Consider the following 18,124-nt stretch of genomic DNA (forward strand, 5'->3'; position numbering starts at 1 on the left):
GTACGAGCCGCTCAGTACGCCACCCCCACGCCCTGCTTCACCGTCCCCTCGTCGTCGATCATCGACAGCATCGCGTGCGCGACGTCCGCGCGCGCGATGAACCGGCCCGCTTGCGGGAAGCCGCCGATGACCGTGCGGTAGTGGCCGGTGAGCGGCTTGTTCTGCAGGCGCGGCGGCCGCACGGACGTCCAGTCCGTGCCGCTGCGCGCCAGCTCGGCCTCCATCTCGCGCAGGTCGGCGTAGACGTCCTTGAGGATCGCCGACACGAGGCCGCGCATCCCGCGGTCCAGGAGGCCGTCGCCCTCGGGGGCGGGGCCGACCGGGCCGGCGCTGACCACCAGCAGCCGTCGTACCCCCTCGGCCTCCATCGCGCCCAGGACCGTACGGGTGAGCCGGGCGGCCACCCCGGCGTCCTTGCGGCTGCGCGCGCCCAGGCCGGACAGGACCGCGTCGCGGCCGACGACGGCCGCGCGCAGCTCCTGCGGATCGGTGAGGCCGGCGCGGACGACCTCCAGGCGGTCGCCGGTGACCGTGAGCCGGGCGGGGTCCCGTACGACGGCCGTGACCTCGTGGCCGGCGTCCAGGCCCTGGCGGACCAGCTCTCGGCCGATCCCTCCCGTGGCGCCGAAAACGGTGAGTTTCATGGTGTCTCCCCTGCTCCATGAAATGGAGACGGACAGGTGGGTGAGCATTCACTCACCCTGGCTTCTTCTAGAGTGGGTAAGCACTCACCCACCCGTCAAGGCCGATTGGACACCCATGCAGACGAAGCCGGCCCGCGTCCGCATCCTCGACGCCGCCCACGAGCTCATGCTCACCATCGGCCTCGCCCGCGCCACCACCAAGGAGATCGCCCGCGCGGCCGGCTGCTCCGAGGCGGCCCTGTACAAGCACTTCGACAGCAAGGAGGACCTGTTCGTCCGCGTCCTCGCCGAACGCCTGCCCCGCCTGACCCCCCTGCTCAGCAGCCTCGCGGCCGAGCCCGGCCAGGGCACCCTGGAGGACAACCTCACCGAGATCGCCCGCCAGGCCGCCCTCTTCTACGAGCAGAGCTTCCCGATCGCGGCCTCCCTGTACGCCGAGCAGCAGCTCAAGCGGCGCCACGACGACGCCCTGCGGAAGATCGGCTCAGGCCCGCACCGGCCGATCGAGGGCCTGGACGCCTACCTGCGCGCCGAACAGGCCGCCGGCCGGGTCCGCGCCGACGCCGACACCTTCGCGGCCGCCTCCCTGCTCCTCGGCGCCTGCGCCCAGCGCGCCTTCGCCTACGACGCCACCCCCGACGGCGCCCGCCCGCCCGTCGACGCCTTCGCCACCCGGCTCGCCCGCACCCTGCTGGCCGGGATCACCCCGCACAATCCCGTTGCGGAGGACGCCGACCGCCCGCGACCCTGAGCCGATGAGGCATCGCACATGCGGCTGAGGCTGCGGGAGTTCCGGCCCAGGACGGGCCCGCACGAGCACCGTGTCGTCCAGCCCCGGCAGCCGCTGCGCCACACCTCCCTGCGCGCCCCCGAACCCATCGGCCTGCTGCTGGGCGACCACGACGGGCTGAACCGGCTCGCGGGCCTGTTCTCCTTCGCCGCCTACTCCCGGCACACGATCGTCCATGTCCCGCTGCGCGACGGCGTCCCGCCCGACGAGGGCCAGGGCGAACGCGTCGACCTCGTCCTGGCCCACCACACCCTCGGCCTGCGCGCCGCCAAGTGGCCCGAGCTGCGCCGCGGACTGGGGCCGGGCACCCCGCTGACCGTCCGCACCGACGAGGCGCGCACCGCGCGGGACGCCGCCGCCTGGCGCGAGCGCCGGGAACGGCCCGGCTTCCGGGACGAGCTGCGGCACGCCACGCACGCCCGCACGTTCTTCCTGTTCGGCAGCCGGGACGTCTTCGCCGAGACCGCCACCTGGCTCGCCCACGCCGCCGGCCGGGGGCCGCATCAGAAGCGGGTGGCCAAGGGACGCATGGCGCTGATGGCGGAGCTGCCGGCGCTGGTCCAGCCGCCCGGCGGCGGGCACTCCGTCGACGTCCTGGTCTGCTTCAAGCCCTATCCGCCCTACGGCCACTTCAGGCCACCGGGCGCACCAGCCAGTCGTCGACGCCGGCCAGCATCCGCGCCTTGACGTCCTCCGGGGCCGCCGAGGCCCGCACCGACTGGCGGGCCAGTTCCGCGAGCTCCGCGTCCGTGAAGGCGTGCTGGTGGCGCGCGATCTCGTACTGGGCGGTGAGGCGGGAACCGAAGAGCAGCGGGTCGTCGGCGCCGAGGGCCATCGGCACGCCGGCCTCGAAGAAGGTGCGCAGCGGGACGTCCTCCGGCTTCTCGTAGACGCCGAGCGCCACGTTCGAGGCCGGGCAGACCTCGCAGGTCACGCCCCGGTCCGCCAGCCGCTTCAGCAACCGCGGGTCCTCCGCCGCCCGCACCCCGTGGCCGATCCGCGAGGCGTGCAGGTCGTCCAGGCAGTCACGCACCGACGCCGGGCCGGTCAGCTCGCCGCCGTGCGGGGCCGACAGCAGGCCGCCCTCCCGGGCGATGTGGAAGGCCCGGTCGAAGTCCCGGGCCATGCCCCGCCGCTCGTCGTTGGACAGCCCGAAGCCCACCACGCCCCGGTCCGCGTACCGCACCGCCAGCCGGGCCAGCGTGCGTGCGTCCAGCGGGTGCTTCATCCGGTTGGCCGCCACCAGCACCCGCATTCCAAGCCCGGTCTCCCGGGACGTCGTCTCCACGGCGTCCAGGATGATCTCCAGCGCCGGGATCAGGCCGCCGAGCCGGGGCGCGTACGACGTCGGGTCCACCTGGATCTCCAGCCAGCCCGAGCCGTCCTTCAGATCCTCCTCGGCGGCCTCCCGGACCAGCCGCTGGATGTCCTCGGGCTCCCTGAGGCACGAGCGCGCCGCGTCGTACAGCCGCTGGAAACGGAACCAGCCCCGCTCGTCCGTGGCCCGGAGCTTCGGCGGCTCGCCGCTGGTCAGCGCCTCCGTCAGCGTCTCGGGCAGGCGTACGCCGTACTTGTCGGCCAGCTCCAGGACGGTTCCGGGCCGCATCGAGCCGGTGAAGTGCAGGTGCAGATGGGCTTTCGGCAGCTCAGAGAGATCACGTACACGCTCCATCCAAAGATCCTGCCGTACGCGGATGCCCCTCGGGTAGCCGTTTCCCCGTTCGTGGTCTTGCTCGCACACAGAAACGGGCCGCCTCCCCGCAGGGAGACGGCCCGCACGCGCGCGTACCGCGAGGGACGTCAGTCCCGCGCCTCCGCCAGCAGCTTCTGCATCCGGCTCACGCCCTCGACGAGGTCCTCGTCACCGAGCGCGTACGACAGCCGCAGGTAACCCGGCGTACCGAAGGCCTCGCCCGGGACGACCGCGACCTCGGCCTCCTCCAGGATCAGCGCGGCCAGCTCGACGGTGTCCTTCGGGCGCTTGCCGCGGATCTCCTTGCCGAGCAGGCCCTTGACCGACGGGTAGGCGTAGAAGGCGCCCTCGGGCTCGGGGCAGACCACGCCCTCGATCTCGTTGAGCATCCGCACGATCGTCCTGCGGCGCCGGTCGAAGGCCTCGCGCATCGTCGCCACGGCGTCCAGGTCGCCGGAGACGGCGGCCAGCGCGGCCACCTGGGCCACGTTGGAGACGTTCGAGGTGGCGTGCGACTGAAGGTTCGTCGCGGCCTTGATCACGTCCTTGGGGCCGATGACCCAGCCCACGCGCCAGCCGGTCATGGCGTACGTCTTCGCCACGCCGTTGACCACGATGCACTTGTCGCGCAGCTCGGGCAGCAGCGCCGGCATGGACACGGAGGCCGCGTCGCCGTAGACGAGGTGCTCGTAGATCTCGTCGGTGAGCACCCACAGGCCGTGCTCGACGGCCCAGCGGCCGATCGCCTCGGTCTCGGCCTCGGAGTACACCGCGCCGGTCGGGTTGGACGGGGAGACGAAGAGCACGACCTTCGTCTTCTCCGTGCGCGCCGCCTCCAGCTGCTCGACGGAGACGCGGTAGCCGGTCGTCTCGTCGGCGACGACCTCCACCGGGACGCCGCCGGCCAGGCGGATCGACTCGGGGTACGTCGTCCAGTACGGCGCCGGGACGATGACCTCGTCGCCCGGGTCGAGGATCGCGGCGAACGCCTCGTAGATGGCCTGCTTGCCGCCGTTGGTGACCAGGATCTGCGAGACGTCGGGCTCCCAGCCGGAGTCGCGCAGCGTCTTCGCGGCGATCGCGGCCTTCAGCTCGGGCAGGCCGCCGGCCGGCGTGTAGCGGTGGTACTTCGGGTTCTTGCAGGCCTCGATCGCGGCCTCGACGATGTAGTCCGGGGTCGGGAAGTCGGGCTCACCGGCGCCGAAGCCGATCACCGGACGCCCGGCGGCCTTGAGGGCCTTGGCCTTGGCGTCCACGGCGAGGGTGGCGGACTCGGAGATCGCGCCGACTCGGGCGGAGACCCGGCGCTCGGTGGGAGGGGTTGCAGCGCTCATGGGGCCATCGTTTCAGACCGGAAACCACCCCGGCACACGGGTTTCACGGACTGAACAGCAACGGGTCGAGGCGTGAACAGGGGTGCGAATCCGGCCCCCGGCCAGGACGATCTTCGGTCGCGTGGCTCCGGCCGGGCACTTTCTGTTCGACGCCGGGCCCCGGACCACGTACACTCTCACCTCGTTGGCTTCCAGCAACCGCCGTACAGCCGGTGCACACCGAGCACTCGCCCGGATGCGGTAAGTTGGGGACGAACAAAGGGTCGTAGCTCAATTGGTAGAGCACCGGTCTCCAAAACCGGCGGTTGGGGGTTCAAGTCCCTCCGGCCCTGCTACACACACCGCCAGGATGTGTGCGCATGTACGTACAGCAATGCACCGCCGTGCGGCTCAGGAACCGGGCGCGGCACGGCCACGACCCGGGATCAGGTGAGGAAGCATGACGGACGCCGTGGGCTCCATCGACACGCCTGATGCCCAGGACGAGGCGCTGGAGACCAAGAAGAAGGCCCGCAAGGGCGGTAAGCGCGCCAAGAAGGGCCCGCTGAAGCGGCTCGCCACCTTCTACCGCCAGATCGTCGCGGAGCTCCGCAAGGTCGTCTGGCCGACGCGGAACCAGCTGACGTCGTACACCACGGTGGTGATCTTCTTCGTCGCCATCATGATCGCCCTGGTGACCGTGATTGACTATGGGCTCAACCACGCGGCCAAGTACGTCTTCGGCTGAGCCAAGAGCGAAGGGCGCCGTGGTACCGGCGCCCGTTTTCGCATGTTCCACCCCTATGTATCCAGGAAGAAGCAGCCATCGTGTCTGACCCGAACCTGAACGACGCCATCGAGCCGGACGAGACGGTGGACGACGAGCTCGACATCGTCGAGGGCGCGGACGAGCAGGACGAGTTCGAGGCTGCCGAGACCGAGGCGGGCGAGCCGGCCGAGGAGGCCGCGCTGCACGCCGAGGCCGAGGACGAGGACGAGAACGTCGAGGCCGAGGCCGGCGAGGAAGCCGCCGCCGAGGTCGTCGAGGAAGAGCCGGCCGAGCCCGTCGACCCGGTCGAGGCCCTGCGCGAGGAACTGCGCACCCTGCCCGGCGAGTGGTACGTCATCCACACCTACGCCGGTTACGAGAACCGCGTGAAGACCAACCTGGAGCAGCGCGCCGTCTCGCTGAACGTCGAGGACTACATCTTCCAGGCCGAGGTGCCGCAGGAAGAGGTCGTCCAGATCAAGAACGGCGACCGCAAGACGATCAAGCAGAACAAGCTGCCGGGTTACGTCCTGGTCCGCATGGACCTGACGAACGAGTCCTGGGGCGTCGTCCGCAACACCCCGGGTGTCACCGGCTTCGTCGGCAACGCCTACGACCCCTACCCGCTGACCCTGGACGAGATCGTCAAGATGCTCGCCCCGGAGGCCGAGGAGAAGGCCGCCCGCGAGGCCGCCGAGGCCGAGGGCAAGCCCGCCCCGCAGCGCAAGGTCGAGGTCCAGGTGCTGGACTTCGAGGTCGGCGACTCGGTCACCGTCACGGACGGCCCGTTCGCCACGCTCCAGGCCACCATCAACGAGATCAACCCCGACTCGAAGAAGGTCAAGGGCCTCGTGGAGATCTTCGGCCGCGAGACCCCGGTCGAGCTGAGCTTCGACCAGATCCAGAAGAACTAGTTCCTTCTGGACCCACGCCTCCGAAGCAGGTCGGGCAGGCTGTCGAAGCCTGTCTGACCTGCTCGGTTTTTGGCCGCACATCCATACCCGTTATCGTTGTGCGGTATGCCTGCGTCCGGGTGGTCCCCGGAAGCGGGCAGGACCCGAATTGAAAGGACCCGGAGAGCTATGCCTCCCAAGAAGAAGAAGGTCACGGGGCTCATCAAGCTCCAGATCCAGGCCGGCGCCGCCAACCCGGCTCCGCCGGTCGGCCCGGCGCTGGGTCAGCACGGCGTCAACATCATGGAGTTCTGCAAGGCCTACAACGCCGCGACCGAGTCGCAGCGTGGCTGGGTCATCCCGGTGGAGATCACGGTCTACGAGGACCGCTCCTTCACCTTCGTCACCAAGACGCCGCCGGCCGCCAAGATGATCCTCAAGGCCGCGGGTGTCGAGAAGGGCTCCGGCGAGCCGCACAAGACCAAGGTCGCCAAGATCACCGAGGCGCAGGTCCGCGAGATCGCCCAGACGAAGATGCCCGACCTCAACGCCAACGACCTGGACGCCGCCGCGAAGATCATCGCCGGTACCGCGCGTTCCATGGGCGTCACGGTCGAGGGCTGAACCCCACCTTCGTAGAACCATGCAGCTGCCGGACAGGCAGCCGCACGTGGTAGGGCCTGCTCGGCCCGTACACCACGACTCCTCTCAGAACACACAGGAGCAGTTGTGAGCAAGCGCAGCAAGGCTCTCCGCGCTGCGGACGCCAAGGTCGACCGGGAGAAGCTGTACGCCCCGCTCGAGGCCGTCCGTCTCGCCAAGGAGACCTCCACGACCAAGTTCGACGGCACCGTCGAGGTCGCCTTCCGTCTGGGTGTCGACCCGCGCAAGGCCGACCAGATGGTCCGTGGCACCGTGAACCTTCCGCACGGCACCGGCAAGACCGCCCGGGTCCTGGTCTTCGCGACCGGTGAGCGTGCCGAGGCCGCGCGTGCCGCGGGCGCCGACATCGTCGGCGCCGACGAGCTGATCGACGAGGTGGCGAAGGGCCGTCTGGACTTCGACGCCGTCGTCGCCACCCCGGACCTCATGGGCAAGGTCGGCCGCCTCGGCCGCGTCCTCGGCCCCCGTGGTCTGATGCCGAACCCGAAGACCGGCACCGTCACCCCCGACACCGCCAAGGCCGTCACCGACATCAAGGGCGGCAAGATCGAGTTCCGCGTCGACAAGCACTCGAACCTGCACTTCATCATCGGCAAGACGTCGTTCGACGACTCCAAGCTGGTGGAGAACTACGGCGCCGCGCTGGAGGAGATCCTCCGTCTGAAGCCGTCCGCCGCCAAGGGTCGCTACATCAAGAAGGCCGCCATCACCACCACGATGGGCCCCGGCATCCCGGTCGACCCGAACCGCACCCGCAACCTCCTCGTCGAGGAGGACCCGGCCGCCGTCTGAGCCCCGCTCACCCGGTAGCCGCGTCAAGGGCGCGTAAGCAAAAGGGCGGACCCCGCAACCTTCGAGGTGCGGGGTCCGTCCTTCCTTTGTGGGGGCCTCTTTGTAGGACCTTTCGTACGACTGTCAGTGGTCTTGGCTACGGTGCAGGTACAGGACACGCATAGGGGTGGGGACTACATGAAGAGCACGACCGTTCGCCGGGTGAGCCTCTCGATCGCCGTGGTGACCGCGCTGGCCGGGGTGGCGGCCTGCGGCACGGACTCCGCCAAGAGCGACAAGGCGGTCGGCAAGAGCGTGACGCGCGTCAGCCCCATCGCGGCCCTGCGCTCCGTGGAGAAGTCCACCGACAAGGCGGAGTCGGCCAAGGTCCGCTCGACCATGGAGATCGGCACCGCCGTGAAGATGTCGGCCGACGGCGCCCTCGCCTGGGGCGACGGCCTCAAGGGCAACCTCACGATCACCTACACCGGCGGTCGGCTGGCCGAGATGATGCGCAAGGCCGGCACGGCGTCGATGCAGGCCCGGTACCTGCCGGACGCCTACTACGCCAAGATGAGCGACGCGTTCGCCCGGCAGTACGGCGGCAAGCACTGGATCAGGTACGCGTACGCCGACCTCGCCCGGCTCGGCGGCGGCTCCGGCGCGTACATGAAGGACCAGATGCAGAACAGCACGCCGAGCCAGTCGGTGAACATGCTGCTGGCCTCCGGTGACGTGAAGAAGGTCGGCGAGGAGACGGTCTCCGGCCAGCACACCACGCACTACTCGGGCAAGCTGAACGTGGCCGACCTGGCCGACAAGACCAACCACAACCTCACCGCCTCCCAGCTGGACTCCCTGAAGAAGCAGCTCGACAAGGCCGGCGTCACCACCGAGACCGTCGACATCTGGATCAACGACCAGGACCTGATGGTCAAGAAGACCGAGAAGGCCGACATGATGAACGGCCCCATGGTCAGCACGGCCTACTACAGCGACTACGGCGTCGAGGTGGCCGCCGAGGCGCCCCCGGCCGCCGACACCAAGGACTTCAAGGACCTGATGCGCTCCGGCGGGATGACGCCGGGCAGCGCCGGCACCAGCAGCGGTAGCAGCAGCGCTGCCTCCTGAGGCGGTACCGCCTTCGGATGACAGGGACCGGGGCCGCCGCAGGCCCGATTTGCCAGCCGGTGCCCCGGTCCCGTACTCTTCCACAGAAGCCAAAGACCGCTGGTCGTTGCCGCGCCCTCGAACGAAGGTGCGGTGGCCGAAGGATCCGCTGAAAAGTGGGCGACCCGCGCAGGTGACAGTGGAAGAACTCCCGGAGCAGACGCGCTCGCGCGTATGCGGCCGGTCGAGTCCGCCCCGTGCGCCTGCGCCGGGGCGTTTCGTTTTGCCCAGTCCTCCTTCGGGTCCGCGCGGTCCGAATCACCCGGAAGGAGGCCGAGGCTCTATGGCGAGGCCCGACAAGGCTGCCGCGGTTGCCGAGCTGACGGACAAGTTCCGCAACTCGAACGCCGCCGTGCTGACCGAGTACCGCGGTCTCACCGTGGCGCAGCTCAAGACGCTGCGCCGGTCGCTCGGTGAGAACGCCCAGTACGCCGTGGTGAAGAACACGCTGACCAAGATTGCGGCCAACGAGGCCGGGATCACGACGCTGGACGACCAGTTCAATGGTCCGACGGCTGTCGCCTTCATCACCGGTGACCCGGTGGTGTCGGCGAAGGGTCTCCGTGACTTCGCCAAGGACAACCCGAATCTCGTCATCAAGGGCGGTGTCCTTGAAGGCAAGGCGCTGTCCGCCGACGAGATCAAGAAGCTTGCGGACCTCGAGTCCCGCGAGGTTCTGCTCTCCAAGCTGGCGGGTGCCTTCAAGGGCAAGCAGTCTCAGGCTGCTCAGCTCTTCCAGGCGCTTCCCTCGAAGCTCGTCCGCACCGTGGACGCTCTTCGTGCCAAGCGGGACGAGCAGGGCGGTGCCGAGTAATTCGGCTCGCTTTCCGATCCTCGCCGCGTGACGTGGCGAGGGTCTAGCGGGCCGACGTACGCCCGCCTTACCCAGTACATCCGGCACCTGCCGATTTGAGTGGAAGGACCGCCATCATGGCGAAGCTCAGCCAGGAAGACCTGCTCGCCCAGTTCGAGGAGATGACCCTCATCGAGCTCTCCGAGTTCGTGAAGGCCTTCGAGGAGAAGTTCGACGTCACCGCCGCCGCGGCCGTCGCCGTTGCCGGCCCCGCCGTCCCCGGCGCCCCGGCCGAGGCCGTCGAGGAGAAGGACGAGTTCGACGTCATCCTCACCGGCGCCGGCGAGAAGAAGATCCAGGTCATCAAGGTCGTGCGTGAGCTGACCTCCCTGGGTCTGAAGGAGGCCAAGGACCTCGTCGACGGCACCCCGAAGCCGGTCCTCGAGAAGGTCAACAAGGAGGCCGCCGACAAGGCCGCCGAGGCCCTCAAGGGCGCCGGTGCCTCCGTCGAGGTCAAGTAAGACCTCGTCGAGTCTCCGCGACTCTCTCCGCGCGCTGAGTACGGCCTCCTAGGGCTGTAACGCGAACGCACCGAAGAGCGATCATCCATCCGGGTGGTCGCTCTTCGGCGTGTTCGGAGAGCCGTCCACGGTTGCCTTGCACTCGCGAGGGCGAGGGGTATGGTGATCTTCGTCGTGTCTCAGGACGGCCCTGTTCCGGCAGGGGGGCCTTGACGAACCGCACGCAGCGCGCAATTCTCAGGACGCGTCGTCACAAGGATCCGAATCCGAGGCATGGATCGACGACGAAGAGGGCAGTATCAACGTGCGTTGAGGGCAGGCATGCCGAGGGCGTTGACGAGGGCGTTGAGAACAACGAGGGTCTCAGAAACTCGGGACTGGACATCAGTGTGGCAACTGGCTACACTGACCCTTTGCGCTGCCTGTTAGCTGTCCCCTGCCCGTCACCAGGGGTCTGCCCTCACTCGAGCACCGATGACCGAAGCCCCCCTGACCTGGGGTTTCCGTCTCTGTGTACGGGAGGGGGACCGGTACGCGCGTAGTGAGTCCGAGCCCTCGGAAGGACCCCCTCTTGGCCGCCTCGCGCACTGCCTCGACCGCGAATACGAACAACGGCGCCAGCACCGCCCCGCTGCGCATCTCTTTTGCAAAGATCAAGGAGCCCCTCGAGGTTCCGAACCTGCTCGCGCTGCAGACCGAGAGCTTCGACTGGCTGCTCGGCAACACCGCCTGGCAGACTCGGGTCGAGGAGGCTCTGGAGAACGGTCAGGACGTCCCCACCAAGTCCGGTCTGGAGGAGATCTTCGAGGAGATCTCCCCGATCGAGGACTTCTCCGGGTCGATGTCCCTGACGTTCCGGGACCACCGCTTCGAGCCGCCGAAGAACTCCATCGACGAGTGCAAGGAGCGCGACTTCACGTACGCCGCCCCGCTCTTCGTCACGGCTGAGTTCACCAACAACGAGACCGGCGAGATCAAGTCCCAGACCGTCTTCATGGGCGACTTCCCGCTCATGACGAACAAGGGCACTTTCGTCATCAACGGCACCGAGCGTGTCGTGGTGTCGCAGCTGGTTCGTTCCCCCGGTGTCTACTTCGACTCCTCCATCGACAAGACGTCCGACAAGGACATCTTCTCCGCCAAGATCATCCCGTCCCGGGGTGCCTGGCTGGAGATGGAGATCGACAAGCGCGACATGGTCGGTGTCCGCATCGACCGCAAGCGCAAGCAGTCCGTCACCGTGCTGCTCAAGGCGCTCGGCTGGACCACCGAGCAGATCCTCGAGGAGTTCGGCGAGTACGAGTCCATGCGCGCCACCCTGGAGAAGGACCACACCCAGGGCCAGGACGACGCGCTGCTCGACATCTACCGCAAGCTGCGTCCGGGCGAGCCCCCCACGCGTGAGGCCGCGCAGACGCTGCTCGAGAACCTCTACTTCAACCCGAAGCGCTACGACCTGGCCAAGGTCGGCCGCTACAAGGTCAACAAGAAGCTGGGTGCGGACGCCCCGCTCGACGCGGGCATCCTGACCGTCGAGGACGTCATCTCGACGATCAAGTACCTGGTCAAGCTGCACGCGGGCGAGACCGAGACGGTCGGCGACTCCGGCGAGACGATCGTTGTCGAGACGGACGACATCGACCACTTCGGCAACCGCCGCCTGCGCAGCGTCGGCGAGCTCATCCAGAACCAGGTCCGCACGGGTCTGGCTCGTATGGAGCGCGTCGTGCGCGAGCGCATGACCACTCAGGACGTCGAGGCGATCACGCCGCAGACCCTGATCAACATCCGGCCGGTCGTCGCCTCCATCAAGGAGTTCTTCGGCACCAGCCAGCTGTCCCAGTTCATGGACCAGAACAACCCGCTGTCGGGTCTCACCCACAAGCGCCGTCTGTCGGCTCTTGGCCCGGGTGGTCTCTCCCGTGAGCGGGCCGGCTTCGAGGTCCGTGACGTGCACCCGTCGCACTACGGCCGTATGTGCCCGATCGAGACGCCCGAAGGCCCGAACATCGGTCTGATCGGCTCGCTCGCCTCCTACGGCCGGGTCAACGCGTTCGGCTTCGTCGAGACCCCGTACCGCAAGGTCAACGACGGCCAGGTCACCGACGAGGTCGACTACCTGACCGCCGACGAGGAGGACCGCTTCGTCATCGCGCAGGCCAACGCGCCGCTGACCAGCGACCTCCGCTTCGAGGAGAGCCGCGTCCTGGTCCGCCGCCGTGGCGGCGAGGTCGACTACGTCGGCCCCGAGGACGTGGACTACATGGACGTCTCGCCGCGCCAGATGGTGTCGGTCGCGACCGCCATGATCCCCTTCCTCGAGCACGACGACGCCAACCGTGCCCTCATGGGCGCGAACATGATGCGTCAGGCCGTGCCGCTGATTAAGTCCGAGGCCCCGCTCGTCGGCACCGGCATGGAGTACCGCTCCGCCGTCGACGCCGGCGACGTGGTCAAGGCCGAGAAGGCGGGTGTCGTCCAGGAGGTCTCCGCGGACTACATCACCACCGCCAACGACGACGGCACGTACATCACGTACCGCCTGCACAAGTTCGCCCGCTCCAACCAGGGCACCTCGGTCAACCAGAAGGTCATCGTCAACGAGGGCGACCGGGTCGTCGAGGGCCAGGTCCTCGCCGACGGTCCGGCCACCGAGAACGGCGAGATGGCCCTGGGCAAGAACCTGCTCGTGGCGTTCATGCCGTGGGAGGGTCACAACTACGAGGACGCGATCATCCTGTCGCAGCGCCTCGTGCAGGACGACGTCCTCTCCTCGATCCACATCGAGGAGCACGAGGTCGACGCCCGTGACACCAAGCTCGGCCCCGAGGAGATCACCCGGGACATCCCGAACGTCTCCGAGGAGGTCCTCGCCGACCTGGACGAGCGCGGCATCATCCGTATCGGTGCCGAGGTCATCGCCGGTGACATCCTCGTCGGCAAGGTCACCCCGAAGGGTGAGACCGAGCTGACCCCCGAGGAGCGTCTGCTGCGCGCGATCTTCGGCGAGAAGGCCCGTGAGGTCCGTGACACCTCGCTGAAGGTGCCGCACGGCGAGACCGGCAAGGTCATCGGCGTGCGCGTCTTCGACCGCGAGGAGGGCGACGAGCTGCCGCCGGGCGTGAACCAGCTGGTCCGCGTCTACGTGGCCCAGAAGCGCAAGATCACCGACGGTGACAAGCTCGCCGGCCGTCACGGCAACAAGGGTGTCATCTCCAAGATCCTGCCGATCGAGGACATGCCGTTCCTGGAGGACGGCACCCCGGTCGACATCATCCTCAACCCGCTGGGTGTCCCGTCCCGAATGAACCCGGGACAGGTCTTGGAGATCCACCTCGGCTGGCTCGCCAGCCAGGGCTGGGACGTCTCCGGCCTGAGCGAGGAGTGGGCCCAGCGTCTGCAGGTGATCGGCGCCGACGACGTTCAGCCTCGTACGAACGTCGCGACCCCGGTCTTCGACGGTGCGCGTGAGGACGAGCTCGCGGGTCTGCTGGAGAACACCCGCCCGAACCGCGACGGCGACCGCATGGTCCTGCCGACCGGTAAGGCGCGGCTGTTCGACGGCCGCTCCGGTGAGCCGTTCCCGGACCCGATCTCGGTCGGGTACATGTACATCCTCAAGCTGCACCACCTGGTCGACGACAAGCTGCACGCCCGTTCGACCGGCCCGTACTCGATGATCACCCAGCAGCCGCTGGGTGGTAAGGCCCAGTTCGGTGGCCAGCGCTTCGGCGAGATGGAGGTGTGGGCCCTCGAGGCCTACGGCGCCGCCTACGCGCTCCAGGAGCTGCTGACCATCAAGTCCGACGACGTCACCGGCCGCGTGAAGGTCTACGAGGCCATCGTCAAGGGCGAGAACATCCCGGAGCCCGGCATCCCCGAGTCCTTCAAGGTGCTCATCAAGGAGATGCAGTCGCTCTGCCTGAACGTGGAGGTGCTGTCCAGCGACGGTATGTCCATCGAGATGCGTGACACCGACGAGGACGTCTTCCGCGCTGCGGAGGAGCTCGGCATCGACCTGTCCCGGCGCGAGCCGAGCAGCGTCGAAGAGGTCTGACGGGAGTCCGGCGGGGCCCTGACCCACAAGGGCCCCGCCGACCCCCAGGCCCCCGTTTCAGACCACAGACTTACAACCCTGAGAGGGATTGACGCATAGTGCTCGACGTCAACTTCTTCGACGAGCTCCGGATCGGTCTGGCCACCGCTGACGACATCCGCCAGTGGAGCCACGGCGAGGTCAAGAAGCCGGAGACCATCAACTACCGCACCCTCAAGCCCGAGAAGGACGGACTCTTCTGCGAGAAGATCTTCGGTCCGACCCGGGACTGGGAGTGCTACTGCGGCAAGTACAAGCGCGTCCGCTTCAAGGGCATCATCTGCGAGCGCTGTGGCGTCGAGGTCACGCGCGCCAAGGTGCGCCGTGAGCGGATGGGCCACATCGAACTGGCCGCGCCCGTCACGCACATCTGGTACTTCAAGGGCGTCCCGAGCCGGCTGGGCTACCTGCTCGACCTGGCTCCCAAGGACCTCGAGAAGGTCATCTACTTCGCGGCGTACATGATCACGTACGTCGACGAGGAGCGCCGTACCCGCGACCTGCCCTCCCTGGAGGCGCACGTCTCCGTCGAGCGTCAGCAGATCGAGAACCGCCGCGACGCCGACCTGGAGGCCCGCGCCAAGAAGCTCGAGGCCGACCTGGCCGAGCTGGAGGCCGAGGGTGCCAAGGCCGACGTGCGCCGCAAGGTGCGCGAGGGCGCCGAGCGCGAGATGAAGCAGCTGCGCGACCGCGCGCAGCGCGAGATCGACCGCCTCGACGAGGTGTGGAACCGGTTCAAGAACCTCAAGGTCCAGGACCTCGAGGGCGACGAGCTGCTCTACCGCGAGCTGCGGGACCGCTTCGGCACGTACTTCGACGGCTCGATGGGTGCCGCGGCGCTGCAGAAGCGCCTGGAGTCCTTCGACCTCGAGGAGGAGGCCGAGAAGCTCCGCGAGATCATCCGCACCGGCAAGGGCCAGAAGAAGACCCGTGCCCTCAAGCGGCTGAAGGTCGTCTCCGCGTTCCTGCAGACCTCCAACAGCCCCAAGGGCATGGTCCTGGACTGCGTCCCGGTCATCCCGCCGGACCTGCGTCCGATGGTGCAGCTGGACGGTGGCCGCTTCGCGACCTCCGACCTGAACGACCTGTACCGCCGTGTGATCAACCGCAACAACCGTCTGAAGAGGCTCCTGGACCTCGGTGCCCCGGAGATCATCGTCAACAACGAGAAGCGCATGCTTCAGGAGGCTGTTGACGCCCTCTTCGACAACGGTCGTCGCGGCCGCCCGGTGACCGGTCCCGGTAACCGCCCGCTGAAGTCCCTCAGCGACATGCTGAAGGGCAAGCAGGGTCGATTCCGTCAGAACCTGCTCGGTAAGCGTGTCGACTACTCGGCGCGTTCCGTCATCGTCGTCGGCCCGCAGCTCAAGCTGCACCAGTGCGGTCTGCCCAAGGCCATGGCGCTGGAGCTCTTCAAGCCGTTCGTGATGAAGCGCCTGGTGGACCTGAACCACGCGCAGAACATCAAGAGCGCCAAGCGCATGGTGGAGCGCGGCCGCACGGTCGTGTACGACGTCCTCGAAGAGGTCATCGCCGAGCACCCGGTGCTGCTGAACCGTGCTCCCACCCTGCACCGCCTCGGCATCCAGGCCTTCGAGCCGCAGCTGGTCGAGGGCAAGGCCATCCAGATCCACCCGCTCGTCTGCACCGCGTTCAACGCGGACTTCGACGGTGACCAGATGGCCGTGCACCTGCCGCTGTCCGCGGAGGCGCAGGCCGAGGCCCGCATCCTGATGCTGTCCTCGAACAACATCCTCAAGCCGGCCGACGGCCGTCCGGTGACGATGCCGACCCAGGACATGGTCCTCGGTCTGTTCTTCCTCACCACCGACGGCGAGCTGCGTGACACCAAGGGCGAGGGCCGTTCCTTCGGCTCCACGGCCGAGGCGATCATGGCGTTCGACGCCGGCGAGCTCGCGCTGCAGTCCGCGGTCGACATCCGCTTCCCGGTGGGCACCATCCCGCCGCGCGGCTGGACCCCGCCGGCGCGCGAGGAGGGCGAGCCCGAGTGGCAGCAGGGTGACACCTTCCGCCTGCGGACGACCCTGGGCCGCGCGCTCTTCAACGAGCTGCTGCCCGAGGACTACCCGTTCGTCGACTACTCGGTCGGCAAGAAGCAGCTCTCCGAGATCGTCAACGACCTCGCCGAGCGCTACCCCAAGGTCATCGTGGCGGCGACGCTCGACAACCTGAAGGCGGCCGGCTTCTACTGGGCGACCCGTTCCGGTGTCACCGTCGCCATCTCCGACGTCGTCGTTCCCGAGGCGAAGAAGGAGATCGTCAAGGGCTACGAGGCGCAGGACGAGAAGGTCCAGAAGCAGTACGAGCGCGGTCTGATCACCAAGGAAGAGCGCACTCAGGAGCTCATCGCGATCTGGACCAAGGCGACCAACGAGGTCGCCGAGGCGATGAACGAGAACTTCCCCAAGACCAACCCCATCTTCATGATGGTTGACTCGGGTGCCCGAGGAAACATGATGCAGATGCGGCAGATCGCCGGTATGCGTGGTCTGGTGTCGAACGCGAAGAACGAGACCATCCCGCGTCCGATCAAGGCCTCGTTCCGTGAGGGTCTGTCCGTGCTGGAGTACTTCATCTCCACGCACGGTGCCCGTAAGGGTCTGGCGGACACCGCTCTGCGTACCGCCGACTCGGGTTACCTCACCCGTCGTCTGGTCGACGTCTCCCAGGACGTCATCATCCGCGAGGAGGACTGCGGCACCGACCGTGGCCTCAAGCTCCACATCGCGGAGCGCGACGCGGACGGTGTGCTGCGCAAGGCGGACAACGCCGAGACGTCCGTGTACGCGCGCTGCCTCGCCGAGGACATCGTCGTGGACGGCAAGGTGCTCGCCCCGGCGGGTGTCGACCTCGGTGACGTGCTCATCGACCAGCTGGTCGCCGCCGGCGTCGAGGAGGTCAAGACCCGCTCGGTCCTGACCTGTGAGTCCGCCGTCGGCACCTGCGCGATGTGCTACGGCCGTTCGCTGGCCACCGGCAAGCTGGTCGACATCGGTGAGGCGGTCGGCATCATCGCCGCCCAGTCCATCGGTGAGCCCGGTACCCAGCTGACGATGCGTACCTTCCACACCGGTGGTGTGGCCGGTGACGACATCACCCAGGGTCTGCCCCGTGTCGTCGAGCTCTTCGAGGCCCGTACCCCGAAGGGTGTCGCCCCGATCTCCGAGGCCTCCGGCCGCGTGCGGATCGAGGAGACCGAGAAGACCAAGAAGATCGTCGTCACCCCGGACGACGGCAGCGACGAGACGGCGTACCCGATCTCGAAGCGTGCCAAGGTCCTGGTCCGCGAGGGCGACCACGTCGAGGTGGGCCAGCAGCTCACCGTGGGTGCCACCAACCCGCACGACGTGCTGCGCATCCTGGGTCAGCGTGCCGTCCAGGTCCACCTGGTCGGCGAGGTCCAGAAGGTGTACAACTCGCAGGGTGTGTCGATCCACGACAAGCACATCGAGATCATCATCCGGCAGATGCTGCGCCGTGTGACGATCATCGAGTCCGGCGACGCCGAGCTGCTGCCCGGCGAGCTGGTCGAGCGCTCGAAGTTCGAGACCGAGAACCGTCGTGTGGTCCAGGAGGGCGGTCACCCGGCCTCCGGTCGTCCGCAGCTGATGGGTATCACCAAGGCCTCGCTGGCGACGGAGTCCTGGCTGTCGGCCGCCTCCTTCCAGGAGACGACCCGAGTCCTGACGGACGCGGCGATCAACGCCAAGTCCGACAGCCTCATCGGCCTCAAGGAGAACGTCATCATCGGTAAGCTCATCCCGGCCGGTACGGGTCTGTCCCGCTACCGCAACATCCGGGTCGAGCCGACCGAGGAGGCCAAGGCCGCGATGTACTCGGCCGTCGGCTACGACGACATCGACTACTCGCCGTTCGGCACCGGCTCCGGCCAGGCCGTTCCGCTGGAGGACTACGACTACGGTCCGTACAACCAGTAAGCGGGCAGCTTGAACCGAAGGGCGGTCACCCAGCACGGGTGGCCGCCCT

At 68.1% G+C, this 18,124-nt stretch carries 14 protein-coding genes and 1 tRNA gene; 12 read left to right on the forward strand and 3 right to left on the reverse strand.

Annotation, left to right across the window (positions count from 1 at the left end):
• Window positions 1–11: 11 nt before the first annotated feature.
• A complete protein-coding gene (locus ABZ865_RS11180; RefSeq protein ID WP_361227423.1) occupies window positions 12–644 on the reverse strand; it encodes an NAD(P)H-binding protein in 633 nt (210 codons plus the stop codon).
• Between the two features lie 115 nt (window positions 645–759).
• Between ABZ865_RS11180 and ABZ865_RS11185 the strand changes: the two genes are divergently transcribed.
• Together ABZ865_RS11185 and ABZ865_RS11190 are read left to right on the forward strand one after the other, a co-directional pair.
• Window positions 760–1,395, forward strand: a complete 636-nt coding sequence (locus ABZ865_RS11185; RefSeq protein WP_361227426.1) for a helix-turn-helix domain-containing protein — start codon at window positions 760–762, stop codon at window positions 1,393–1,395.
• Window positions 1,396–1,413: 18 nt separating this feature from the next.
• A complete protein-coding gene (locus ABZ865_RS11190) occupies window positions 1,414–2,121 on the forward strand; it encodes a hypothetical protein (RefSeq protein WP_361227429.1) in 708 nt (235 codons plus the stop codon).
• On the opposite strand, the gene ABZ865_RS11195 is transcribed toward ABZ865_RS11190, so the two are convergent.
• Window positions 2,066–3,106, reverse strand: a complete 1,041-nt coding sequence (locus ABZ865_RS11195) for an adenosine deaminase (RefSeq protein WP_361227432.1) — start codon at window positions 3,104–3,106, stop codon at window positions 2,066–2,068. The genes ABZ865_RS11190 and ABZ865_RS11195 overlap by 56 nt on opposite strands.
• 128 nt (window positions 3,107–3,234) lie before the next feature.
• Entirely contained in the window at window positions 3,235–4,461 is a 1,227-nt protein-coding gene (locus tag ABZ865_RS11200; RefSeq protein ID WP_361227435.1) for a pyridoxal phosphate-dependent aminotransferase, read from the reverse strand.
• Window positions 4,462–4,720: 259 nt separating this feature from the next.
• Between ABZ865_RS11200 and ABZ865_RS11205 the strand changes: the two genes are divergently transcribed.
• The 10 genes from ABZ865_RS11205 to ABZ865_RS11250 all read left to right on the forward strand — a co-directional run bounded on the left by ABZ865_RS11205 (window position 4,721) and on the right by ABZ865_RS11250 (window position 18,075).
• Window positions 4,721–4,793, forward strand: a tRNA-Trp gene (locus ABZ865_RS11205).
• Between the two features lie 107 nt (window positions 4,794–4,900).
• Window positions 4,901–5,188, forward strand: coding sequence for a preprotein translocase subunit SecE (secE, locus tag ABZ865_RS11210; protein ID WP_100827736.1), 288 nt, complete (start codon window positions 4,901–4,903; stop codon window positions 5,186–5,188).
• An 80-nt stretch (window positions 5,189–5,268) separates the two neighbouring features.
• Window positions 5,269–6,123 (forward strand): transcription termination/antitermination protein NusG, encoded by an 855-nt coding sequence (nusG, locus tag ABZ865_RS11215; RefSeq protein ID WP_361227438.1) that lies wholly within the window; start codon window positions 5,269–5,271, stop codon window positions 6,121–6,123.
• A 168-nt stretch (window positions 6,124–6,291) separates the two neighbouring features.
• Window positions 6,292–6,726, forward strand: coding sequence for a 50S ribosomal protein L11 (gene rplK / locus ABZ865_RS11220; protein WP_030747472.1), 435 nt, complete (start codon window positions 6,292–6,294; stop codon window positions 6,724–6,726).
• A gap of 105 nt (window positions 6,727–6,831) precedes the next feature.
• Entirely contained in the window at window positions 6,832–7,557 is a 726-nt protein-coding gene (rplA, locus tag ABZ865_RS11225; protein ID WP_361227443.1) for a 50S ribosomal protein L1, read from the forward strand.
• A gap of 177 nt (window positions 7,558–7,734) precedes the next feature.
• Window positions 7,735–8,667, forward strand: coding sequence for a hypothetical protein (locus tag ABZ865_RS11230; RefSeq protein ID WP_361227446.1), 933 nt, complete (start codon window positions 7,735–7,737; stop codon window positions 8,665–8,667).
• Window positions 8,668–8,989: 322 nt separating this feature from the next.
• The gene (rplJ, locus tag ABZ865_RS11235; protein WP_100827740.1) at window positions 8,990–9,520 is read left to right on the forward strand and encodes a 50S ribosomal protein L10; all 531 of its coding nucleotides are present in this window, start codon (window positions 8,990–8,992) and stop codon (window positions 9,518–9,520) included.
• A 116-nt stretch (window positions 9,521–9,636) separates the two neighbouring features.
• Window positions 9,637–10,020: a 50S ribosomal protein L7/L12 gene (gene rplL / locus ABZ865_RS11240; RefSeq protein WP_361227449.1), complete on the forward strand. Its 384-nt coding sequence runs from the start codon at window positions 9,637–9,639 to the stop codon at window positions 10,018–10,020.
• Window positions 10,021–10,591: 571 nt separating this feature from the next.
• Window positions 10,592–14,077 carry a DNA-directed RNA polymerase subunit beta gene (rpoB, locus tag ABZ865_RS11245; RefSeq protein WP_361227452.1) on the forward strand — a complete coding sequence of 1,162 codons (3,486 nt, stop codon included), beginning with the start codon at window positions 10,592–10,594 and terminating at the stop codon, window positions 14,075–14,077.
• Between the two features lie 98 nt (window positions 14,078–14,175).
• Window positions 14,176–18,075, forward strand: coding sequence for a DNA-directed RNA polymerase subunit beta' (locus ABZ865_RS11250; RefSeq protein WP_361227455.1), 3,900 nt, complete (start codon window positions 14,176–14,178; stop codon window positions 18,073–18,075).
• The last annotated feature ends 49 nt before the right edge of the window (window positions 18,076–18,124 follow it).

It is taken from the genome of Streptomyces sp. NPDC047085 (assembly GCF_040643735.1).
GTDB lineage: Bacteria > Actinomycetota > Actinomycetes > Streptomycetales > Streptomycetaceae > Streptomyces.

Coding starts and splice junctions, on each gene's coding strand:
- ABZ865_RS11195 (WP_361227432.1), bottom strand. CDS start 3,106: ATGGAGCGTGTACGTGATCTCTCTGAGCTGCCGAAAGCCCATCTGCAC.
- rplL (WP_361227449.1), top strand. CDS start 9,637: ATGGCGAAGCTCAGCCAGGAAGACCTGCTCGCCCAGTTCGAGGAGATG.
- rplK (WP_030747472.1), top strand. CDS start 6,292: ATGCCTCCCAAGAAGAAGAAGGTCACGGGGCTCATCAAGCTCCAGATC.
- ABZ865_RS11185 (WP_361227426.1), top strand. CDS start 760: ATGCAGACGAAGCCGGCCCGCGTCCGCATCCTCGACGCCGCCCACGAG.
- ABZ865_RS11200 (WP_361227435.1), bottom strand. CDS start 4,461: ATGAGCGCTGCAACCCCTCCCACCGAGCGCCGGGTCTCCGCCCGAGTC.
- secE (WP_100827736.1), top strand. CDS start 4,901: ATGACGGACGCCGTGGGCTCCATCGACACGCCTGATGCCCAGGACGAG.
- ABZ865_RS11190 (WP_361227429.1), top strand. CDS start 1,414: ATGCGGCTGAGGCTGCGGGAGTTCCGGCCCAGGACGGGCCCGCACGAG.
- ABZ865_RS11230 (WP_361227446.1), top strand. CDS start 7,735: ATGAAGAGCACGACCGTTCGCCGGGTGAGCCTCTCGATCGCCGTGGTG.
- ABZ865_RS11180 (WP_361227423.1), bottom strand. CDS start 644: ATGAAACTCACCGTTTTCGGCGCCACGGGAGGGATCGGCCGAGAGCTG.
- rplJ (WP_100827740.1), top strand. CDS start 8,990: ATGGCGAGGCCCGACAAGGCTGCCGCGGTTGCCGAGCTGACGGACAAG.